We start from the raw sequence: 9,421 nt of genomic DNA, 5'->3' as shown, positions 1-9,421 counted from the left end.
CCCTTCTTCAACCTCACCTTCACCCCGCTGATGGCCGCCCTGCTGATCCTGCTGCCGGCCGGCCCCCTGCTGGCCTGGAAGCGCGGCGACGCGCTCGGCGTGGCCCAGCGCCTGTGGGTGGCGGCCCTGATCGCGGCGGGCTGCGGCCTGCTGGCCTTCGCCCTGGTCAGCCCCCGCAAGGCCCTGGCCAGCGCGGGTCTGGCCCTGGGCGCCTGGCTGATCCTCGGCGCCGCCGTGGAGTTGGCCGAGCGCACCCGGGCCTTCCGCGGTTCCGGGGCCGAGACCTGGCGCAGGCTCACCGGCCTGCCGCGCGGCGCCTGGGGCATGACCTTCGCCCACCTTGGCTTGGGCGTCTTCGTGCTCGGCGCCTGTTTCGAGACCGGCTGGAAGTCCGAGGCCGCCGAGACCCTGTCCCTGGGCCAGACGCTGAATGTGGGCGCCTATGAACTGACCCTGGAGCGGATCGAGGGCGTCGACGGTCCCAACTACGACGCCGAGCGCGCCACCATCGTCGCCCGCAAGGACGGCGCCCTGGTCTGCACGCCCCGGCCCGAGCGCCGCTTCTACCCCACCGGCGGCCAGACCACCTCGGAGGTCGCCATCTGCACCATGGGCTTCAACCATCTGTACGTGGTCCTGGGCGAGCGTCGCCCCGGCGACGTCTGGCTGGTGCGCGCCTACTGGAACCCCTGGGCGCTGCTGATCTTCCTCGGCCCCGGCGTCATGGCCCTGGGCGGCCTGATCTCGCTCTCAGACCGCCGCCTGCGCCTGGCCGTCGGCCGCCGGGCGCTGCCCGCATGAGGAAGCTGCTGGCCATCTGCGCGGCGATCTTCTGCATGGCCGCGGCCTCTGACCCCGCCGAACGCCTGCCCGATCCCGGCCAGGAGGCCCGGGCGCGGGCGATCTTCGCCGAAGTCCGCTGCCTGGTCTGCCAGAACGAGTCCATCGATGACTCCACCGCCGAGCTGGCCGGTGACCTGCGCCGCCTGGTTCGCGACCAGATCCGCGCCGGCAAATCCGACGTCCAGGTGAAATCCTACCTCACCGATCGCTACGGCGAGTTCGTGCTGCTGAAGCCGGCCTTCTCCTGGGGTAACGCGGCGCTGTGGGGCGCGCCTTTCGTCGTGGTGTTCCTGGGGGTCCTGCTGCTGCTGCGGAACCTTCGCACCCCCCGTCCGTACGCCGAACTGTCGCAGGAGGAGGCGGCCCGGGTCGCCGTTCTCGCCGATAAGGAACAGACGTGACACGATTGCGCCCAATATCGGTCGCCTTGCTGCGCGCAGCGTGACCTAAACGTAACTTGCACGCGGGTTGCGGTCTAAGGCACGGAACCTAGGTTTGTTGGAACCCCACGGGGCCCAAAAGGAAATTGAAGGCGTTATGACCTCGAAGAAGAACGGCTATCTCTGGGGCGCCATCGCCGGCGTCAGCATCGCCACCGCCGCCGTCGCCGGCGCCGGGATCGGCGAGAAGTCAGACAGCACCCTGGACCGGTCCATGCTGCTGAAGGCTTCCACCGCGCCGATCTTCGCCCCGCCCCCCGGCGCGCCCCTGTCCTTCGCCGACATCTTCGAGAAGGTGTCCCCGGCGGTGGTCTCCATCAACGTCACCTCCAAGGTCGACGCCGCCTCCCTGCGCCGCCAGATCCCCGGCCTGCCCTTCGACATCATCCCCCGCGGCGCGCCGAACGGCGGCGACGACGGCGACGACGACAAGGGCGGCACGACGGAGAAGGGCCAGCCCCGCCTGCCCACCCAGCAGTCCTCGGGCTCGGGCTTCTTCATCTCCGCCGACGGCTACATCGTCACCAACAACCACGTCGTGGAGAACGCCGACGAGATCAAGGTCGTGCTCAAGGACGAGCGCGAGCTGGACGCCGTCGTGGTCGGCCGCGACGAGGGCACCGATCTGGCGGTCCTCAAGGTCAAGGGCAATGCGTTCCCGTTCGTGAACTTCGAGAACGCCGCCAAGCCCCGCGTCGGCGACTGGGTGATCACCGTCGGCAATCCCTTCGGCCTGGGCGGCACCGCCACGGCCGGGATCATCTCGGCCTATGGCCGTGATATCGGCGAGACCTTTGTCGACTACATCCAGATCGACGCCCCCATCAACCGGGGCAATTCCGGCGGTCCGACCTTCGACGTCTACGGCCGGGTGATCGGGGTCAACACCGCGATCTTCTCGCCCTCCGGCGGCTCGGTGGGCATCGGCTTCGCCATCCCGGCCGACGTGGCCGACGCCACCACCAAGGCGCTGATCTCGGGCGGCAAGATCACCCGGGGCTATATCGGCGCCTCGATCCAGAACTACACCTCCGAGATGGCCGACGCCCAGGGCATGCCGGGTCAGAAGGGCGCCATCGTCGCCGATCTGGTCCCGGGCGGCCCCTCGTCCAAGGCCGGCCTCGCCCCCGGCGATGTGGTGGTGGCCGTCAACGGCGTCACCGTGAAGACCTCCTCGGAACTCACCCGCGAGGTGGCCAAGGCTCGCGCCGGCGACACCCTGCACGTCGAGGTTCTCCGCGACGGCAAGCGCAGGACCGTGGACATCCGCTCCGGCGTTCGCCCCACCGAGAAGGAACTGGCCGCCAACGACAATTCCGGCAGCCCCCGCAGCGGCGGCGGGACCACCGGTCCCTCGGCCCAGCTTCCCGCCGTCCTGGGGCTGAAGCTCGCCCCCCTGGACGACGCCGCCCGCTCGCGCTTGAACATCGACACCCCGATGCGCGGCGTGGTCGTCGACAGCGTCGATCAGTCGTCGGACGCCGCTCAGCGCGGCCTGCGCAAGAACGACGTCATCACGGTGGCCGGCGGCCGTCCGGTGAGCACCGCCTCGGACTTCTCCAGCGCCGTTGACGCCGCGAAAAAGAGCGGCCGCCCCAGCATCCTGGTGGGCGTCTATCGCGCCGGCCGCACCACCTTCCTGCCGCTCAAGGTTTCCGGCTAAGCTGCCGGGGATTCGAGAGCGTGACAGCCAGAAGTGGACACCGGTTCTGGCGCCCGTCACGCGACCAACAGAAGATAGAGCCAGTGACCAGTTCGAATGGCTTGATTTGAACTGGAGAGGCTTGGGGGTTTGAGATGCGGATTCTGATCGTCGAGGACGACCTTGAGGCGGCCGAGGCCATGGACCGCGGCCTCACCGAAGGCGGCCACGTCTGCGTCCGCGCCGCCGACGGGGAGGAGGGGCTCACCGCCGCCCGCGACGGTGAGTTCGACGTGATGATCGTCGACCGCATGATGCCCAAGATGGACGGGGTCACCCTGGTGGAGACCATCCGCCGCGAGGGCGACCAGACCCCGGTCCTGTTCCTCTCGGCGCTCGGCGAAATCAACGACCGCGTCGCGGGCCTGCAGGCCGGCGGCGACGACTACCTGGTCAAGCCCTACGCCTTCGCCGAGCTCAGCGCCCGGGTTCAGGCCCTGTCGCGCCGCCGCGAGACCGGCTCGGTCCAGACCCTGCTGCGGGTCGGCGAACTGGAGATGGACCTGATCGGCCGCTCGGTGCATCGCCAGGGCAAGGAGATCGACCTCCAGCCCCGCGAGTTCCAGCTGCTGGAATTCTTGATGCGCCACGCCGGGCAGTCGGTGACCCGGACCATGCTGTTGGAGAAGGTCTGGGAATATCACTTCGATCCCCAGACCAACGTCATCGACGTCCACGTCTCGCGCCTGCGCTCCAAGATCGACAAGGGCTTCGACCGCGCCATGCTGCAGACCGTCCGCGGGGCGGGCTACCGCCTGGAGCCGTAGGGCTCGATGGCGACCCTTCTCTCTTCCTTCTCCCGCAAGGGGAGAAGGATCACGCAAATGGCCGCCTAGATGTCCCCCGGCATGCGCCTCCCGCGGCTGTTCCGCACGACGCCCTTCCGGCTGACCCTGCTGTTCCTGGCCCTGTTCGGGGCCGCGGCCAGCGCCTTCCTGGCCTATATCTATGTCGCCACCGCCGGCGAGGCGACCCGGCGCACCGACCAGGACATCACCCGGGAAATGAACTCCCTGGTGGCGGCCTATGACCGGGCCGGGGTCGACGCCGTCAACCAGTCGCTGATCGAGCGGGCGGCCAGCGAGCGGCCCTTCCTCTACCTGCTGATGAAGCCGGACGGCACGCGCATCTCCGGCTCCATCGCCGAGTCGCCGCTGGAGGACATCAACGCCGTTCCGGCCCGCGCCAGTTTCTCGGTCACCGACTTCGACGCCCAGGGCCGTCCCATCAAGCATCCGGCCCGGGGTTTCCAGGAGCACCTGCGGGGCGGGGAGATCCTGTTCGTCGGAGCCGACATCTCCGAGGACCAGGCCTATGTCGGCAAGATCGTCAACGCCCTGCGCGGCGCCGGCACCCTGGTGGTGATCCTGGGCCTGCTGGGCGGGGTGCTGGTCAGCCGCAATGTCAGCCGCAGCATGGCGGGCCTCACCGACGTGGTCACCGCCGTACGCAACGGCGACCTCGGGGCCCGGGCCCGGGTGCGCGGAACCCGCGATGAGTTCGACGAACTGGCCGAGGGCCTCAACGAGATGCTCGACCGGCTGGAGCGCTCCATGGCCGGCCACCGCCACGCCGGCGACGCCATCGCCCACGACCTGCGCTCGCCCCTGACCCGCCTGCGGGCCCGCCTGGAAGTGGCCTATCTCGACGTCGAGGCCGGCAAGGGCGACCCGGAACAGGCGCTCGGCCAAGCGTTGGAGGATACCGACGGGGTGCTCAAGACCTTCGGCGCGGTGCTGGCCATCGCCCGCCTCCAGGCCGCCGGCCAGGCGCCCGATCAGATCCTCTTCGATCCCGCCCAGCTCGCCGCCGACATCGCCGAACTCTATGAGCCCCTGTGCGAGGACGCCGGCCTCGACTTCAAGGCCGAGATGTCCGATGGCCTGCAGGCGCGCGGCAACCAGGAATTCCTGGCCCAGGCGCTCGCCAACCTGCTCGACAACGCCGTGAAGTACACGCCCTCGGGCGGCGCCATCATGCTCCGCGTGCGCCGCCGGTCCTCCGGCGAGGTCGAGTTCTCCATCACCGACACCGGCCCCGGCGTCCCCGAGGAAGACCGCCCCCGCGTGGTCGAACGCTTCGTCCGCCTCGAAAACAGCCGCAATCAGCCGGGCGCCGGCCTGGGCCTCTCCCTGGTCGGCGCCGTCGCCGAGGCCCACGGCGGCCGCCTGGAACTGGCCGAAGGCCCCGGCAAGGTCGGCGAGATCGGGCCGGGGTTGCGCGTGGCGCTGATCCTGCCAAGGGCGGGGTAGGGGCCACGGTGGCAAGCCCGGTCCCATTCCTGATCGACGTTGGATCCGAGGTTCTCTTCTTCCTCGCGTTCTCCACCGTCTCCGCCAACCTCTATTATTGGGCCCTGGCTCGCGCGAACGCGGGGCCGCCGGGCCACACCGGCAGGGTCCTTTCCGCAGCCATCAACGCGCTGATGGCCGCGAGTCTCATTGCACAGCCCTATCTGTTCGGTCTGACAGGGCTCGAACGCATCGACGTTCCCTTCCTAGATGACCCCAACCGCTTCCTCTACTTCTGGGTCGCCGGGATGCTTGGCGGATGGGCGCTTTCGTTTCCGTTCCACAGACGTACCTTGATTGAGCTCGGCGTATTTCACTGAACACTCGGTGTCCCTTCTCCCCTTGCGGGAGAAGGTGGCCGGTCGGAGACCGGTCGGATGAGGGGTCGCACCGCGTCTTCACGCAAAACACCGCTCATCCCGGCGAAGGCCGGGACCCAGATTCATCCGGAGCGGTTCGAGGCGATCCCCAACCGAGCCTAGGTTTGCTATGAGATTGGAGTGGGTTTCACCTGGGTCCCGGCCTTCGCCGGGATGAGCGGGTTGGATCATAAGGGGGAGGGCTTGAGGATGATCGCCTATACGACGCTTGGCGTGAACGACATGGACCGGTCGACGGCCTTCTATGACGCGGTGTTCGCGCCGCTCGGCGCGGTGCGCGACACCACCAGCCAGACCTGGACCGGCTATGTCCGCGAGGGCGACCGGGGACGCTTCTTCCTCACCCGCCCCTTCGACGGCCAGCCCGCCACCGCCGGCAACGGCGTCATGCTCTCGTTCCTGGCCGAAGACCGCGCCGCCATCGACGCCTTCCACGCCGCCGCCCTGCAGATGGGCGGAGCCGACGAAGGGCCGCCCGGCGTCCGCGAAGGCATGAACCCGGTCTTCTACGCCGCCTACATCCGCGACCCCGACGGCAACAAGCTCTGCGCCTTCGTCAGGAAGTGAGCCACATGGCCCCTAGATCCTCCCCCAGGCGCGCAGCGCCGATGTGGGGGAGGTGGCCCGGACCGCAGGTCCGGGACGGAGGGGGATCGACGTCGTCGACACCTACCGCCCAAACAAGGGTCAAAGTCCCCCTCAGGCGCTCCGCGCCAGCTCCCCCAGAAGGGGAGCATCAGGCCTGCGCCACGACCGCCCCTCGTGGTGCACCTGGCTTGGCCTTCACCCCGAACAGGAACCGGCTGACCCCGAAGGGCGCGATCAGCCCCTCATAGATCGCCAGCGACCCAAACCCCGTCACCCCCACCAGCACCGCCGCCTCTACCGGCAAGGCAAGCCCCAGCGGGAACACACAATAGGCGCCCAGCAGCAGGATCGGCTGGTGCAGCACATAGACCGGCAGCACCGCCTCGTTCAGGTGGCTCAGGAGGGCCGAGGGCTGGTTCAGATACCGGTAGGCGAAGCCGCAGAGCGTGCAGATCGCCGCCCAGCCGTAGAGCCCCGACACCGCGCTCCACACCAGGCCGTCCGAGGCGAACTGCCCCCCCAGCAGCACGGCGGCCGCGCCCGCGAACCGCCAGCGGTGATCCCGCAGGGTCGCCCAGAACGCCGGTTGATGCGCGCAGGCGATTCCCGTCGCGAACATCCCGATCCACTTCAGGTGCCCGCCCCAGTCGTCCACCAGGCCGTGGTTCAGGGGATGGCCGGCGTCGATCCAGACATTGGCGCCCGCCAGCCAGAGCGCCGGCGCCACCAGCATCAGGGCCAGCGGCAGGGCGGGGGCCGTGGCCGGGATCATCCGCAGCAACCGCCCCAGCCCCACCACCGCGGCGAAGATCAGCAGATAGACCTGCAGATAGACCAGGAACCACAGGTGATCCCAGGTCGGGAACGTCTTGCCGAGCGGGGCCGCCAGGGTCTGGTCGGCGGGCAGGTAGGCGGTCCACCAGAAGTGCAGGTAGTTGTCCTGGGTCACGCCCTTGGAGAACAGTTCGATCCACACCTGGGGCGGGATCACCACCAGCATCCCAAACAGGATCACCGGCTGCAGGCGCCGGATCCGGTCCAGCGCGAACCTGCCCGTCCCCAGCTTGCCGATCAGGAAGGTCGAGGCGACGCCGGAGATCAGGAACAGCAGCGGCATCCGCCAGACGCTGAAGATCAGCAGCGCCTGCTCGATGCCGGGGACCAGGCGCGGGCTCTTCAGATTGTAGTGCCACGGCGAATACAGCAGGCCTGCGTGGAAGCAGATCAGCAGGGCGAACGCGATCACCCGCAGCCAGTCGAGATAGTATTTCCGGGTGTCCATCGGAGGCTCCTGTCGGACGGCGAAAGCTGATGGCGTCTGACAGGGCGGGCGTGGCGCAGGCGCGCCGATTTCTGCAAACCTCCGCCGATTGCAGAATCTGGTGCTGTTATTTCGGAGCCAGCGCCGTGACGCGGTATTCTGAGGGGGCGACCCCCATGATCTCCCGGAAACCCCGGTTGAAGGTGCCCACCGAGGCGTAGCCCACCGAGAGCGCGATGGTCAGGATCGGGGTGCGGGCCACGGCCGGGTCGGCCAGCTGCCGACAGGCCTCGGCGATGCGGTATCGGTGCAGCAGGGCGTTGAAGTTGCGGTCCCCCAGCTCCTCATGGATCAGCTTGCGCAGCCGGTATTCCGGCAGGCCGACCCGCGTGGCCAATCCCTTCAGCGACAGTCCCTCCTGCTCCCAGACCCGCCCGGTCTCCAGCAGGTCGATCAGCCGGGCCAACGCGGGGTCGGGCGCCGCTTCGCCGGGCGGCTTGGCCCGCTCCGCCCCCGCGCCGAAGTCCAGCCGCCGGCCGACATCCCCGCTGGTGATCTGGAACAGGACGCTCGCCAGGACCGCCAGGTAGGCGCAGGTCAGGCCCACATGGACGGCGTAGCTGGCGGCGCTGTCGGGGGCGATCACCACCCGGGTCAGCAGGCCCGACACCAGGGTGACCAGGCCGACGACCCCCAAGGTCACGGCCCGCGCGCGCCGCCGGCTCTCCACCAGGTCCACGCGCCAGTCGGCGGCGGTCCAATGGAGCGCCAGGCCCGCGAACAGCGCCTGCATCAGGGCGGGCAGGGGGGCGAGCCCCGGCCAGGCCGACCAGGCCGCCATCTCCAGGCCCACCTGCGCGGCGAACAGGATCAGCAGCCCGCGCGGAAACCGCCGCCGGTCGGTGAACAGCGAAAAGCACAGCAGCATGATCAGGCCGGCTGTCAGGTTGCGCGCCAGGTTCAGCACCGCCGCCCAGCGGCCCACATCGATCCGGAACGCCGCCGGCGCCCAGTATCCGTACTCCTGGTGGGCCAGCACCACAGCGCAGGCCGTGTTCACCGCGATCAGCGCCATCAGCTGCGCGGTCCGCAGGCGCGGCCGGCTGGCCATCACCCGGACCGCCAGCAAGAGCGCGCAGACGATGGTGGCGACCTCCACAGCCAGGAAGATCAGCGGCCCGTTCACCTATCCGCCCCCGCGCCTGCGCCCACCCGCTCATCTTGGCGGAAGCCCAGCGCACTATTCCCCGCCCTGGGCGCGGCGGCAAATCCTGCGGCGTGCCTGCGGTTCCCTGCATCGCAGTCGTAGGCGCCGCCCCGTGACAACCAGGCCCAGGAGGCTCGACCTTCCGGCGTCATGAACGGCCCGGCGCACCAGTTCCCGAGCGTCGTCATCTCCGCCCCGGGGATGTAGGCCGGCGCACGCCAATAGGTTCGCGCGCCACCCATTCCCGCAGTTCGCGGACGGATCGGCGCGATCTCCATCCGCTTATCCGGACCTCAGGTCGTGGTCGCCGACCGGGCCTGGAAGCGGCGCGCCTTGGCGGTGTTGCCGCAGACCGCCATGTCGCACCAGCGTCGGCGTCCCGCCTTCGAGGTGTCGAGGAACGTCCACGCGCAGTTGGGGCCCTGGCAGAGGCGCAGGCGCCGCGCCGGGGCCGGCAGCACCTGCTCCACCATCCGGTGTGCCACCACATCGGCGATCAGGTCGAGGCCTCCCGCATCATTGCGCGGTCGGACCACCACCCGGCCCTCGATGACGCGCAGCTCGCGGGCCAGCGCCCCGGCCCGCCAGTGCGACTCGACGCACGCCAGGTGGGCCTCGGACGGGGCGCGTCCCGACGCCAGGGCCGCCACCAGGCTGAACATCGCCTCGCGCAGGACCTTGGCCCGGGCCAGGGCCGCGACGGCCTGCG

10 protein-coding genes are annotated in these 9,421 nt (G+C 69.6%); 7 read left to right on the top strand and 3 right to left on the bottom strand.

What is annotated here, in order from left to right; all coding sequences use genetic code 11:
- The 7 genes from AAC997_RS19315 to AAC997_RS19285 all read left to right on the top strand — a co-directional run.
- Positions 1-801 (top strand): cytochrome c-type biogenesis CcmF C-terminal domain-containing protein (locus AAC997_RS19315; protein WP_340647335.1); only part of this gene is annotated, 801 nt, incomplete at its 5' end.
- Positions 798-1,244 (top strand): cytochrome c-type biogenesis protein, encoded by a 447-nt coding sequence (locus AAC997_RS19310; RefSeq protein ID WP_340647334.1) that lies wholly within the window; start codon positions 798-800, stop codon positions 1,242-1,244. The genes AAC997_RS19315 and AAC997_RS19310, both read left to right, overlap by 4 nt.
- A gap of 136 nt (positions 1,245-1,380) precedes the next feature.
- On the top strand, positions 1,381-2,946 hold the full coding sequence (locus AAC997_RS19305) for a Do family serine endopeptidase (RefSeq protein ID WP_340647333.1): 1,566 nt from the start codon (positions 1,381-1,383) through the stop codon (positions 2,944-2,946).
- A 134-nt stretch (positions 2,947-3,080) separates the two neighbouring features.
- Positions 3,081-3,752 (top strand): response regulator transcription factor, encoded by a 672-nt coding sequence (locus tag AAC997_RS19300; protein ID WP_340647332.1) that lies wholly within the window; start codon positions 3,081-3,083, stop codon positions 3,750-3,752.
- A gap of 81 nt (positions 3,753-3,833) precedes the next feature.
- Positions 3,834-5,237: an ATP-binding protein gene (locus AAC997_RS19295; RefSeq protein WP_340647331.1), complete on the top strand. Its 1,404-nt coding sequence runs from the start codon at positions 3,834-3,836 to the stop codon at positions 5,235-5,237.
- Positions 5,238-5,245: 8 nt separating this feature from the next.
- The gene (locus AAC997_RS19290) at positions 5,246-5,596 is read left to right on the top strand and encodes a hypothetical protein (protein WP_340647330.1); all 351 of its coding nucleotides are present in this window, start codon (positions 5,246-5,248) and stop codon (positions 5,594-5,596) included.
- Between the two features lie 180 nt (positions 5,597-5,776).
- A complete protein-coding gene (locus AAC997_RS19285; RefSeq protein ID WP_340647329.1) occupies positions 5,777-6,223 on the top strand; it encodes a VOC family protein in 447 nt (148 codons plus the stop codon).
- A gap of 169 nt (positions 6,224-6,392) precedes the next feature.
- Here AAC997_RS19285 and AAC997_RS19280 read toward each other — a convergent pair whose 3' ends face one another.
- From AAC997_RS19280 to AAC997_RS19270, 3 genes are all read right to left on the bottom strand, one after another.
- The gene (locus tag AAC997_RS19280) at positions 6,393-7,526 is read right to left on the bottom strand and encodes an acyltransferase family protein (protein ID WP_340647328.1); all 1,134 of its coding nucleotides are present in this window, start codon (positions 7,524-7,526) and stop codon (positions 6,393-6,395) included.
- 106 nt (positions 7,527-7,632) lie between these two features.
- Positions 7,633-8,691 carry a helix-turn-helix transcriptional regulator gene (locus AAC997_RS19275; RefSeq protein WP_340647327.1) on the bottom strand — a complete coding sequence of 353 codons (1,059 nt, stop codon included), beginning with the start codon at positions 8,689-8,691 and terminating at the stop codon, positions 7,633-7,635.
- A gap of 314 nt (positions 8,692-9,005) precedes the next feature.
- On the bottom strand, positions 9,006-9,421 hold a 416-nt coding region (locus AAC997_RS19270; RefSeq protein ID WP_340647326.1), incomplete at its 5' end, for a CGNR zinc finger domain-containing protein.

Source organism: Phenylobacterium sp. (assembly GCF_037968635.1).
Lineage (GTDB): Bacteria > Pseudomonadota > Alphaproteobacteria > Caulobacterales > Caulobacteraceae > Phenylobacterium.
The sequence above is the reverse complement of the archived record's forward strand: the minus strand, read 5'-3'. Positions and strand labels throughout refer to the sequence as shown.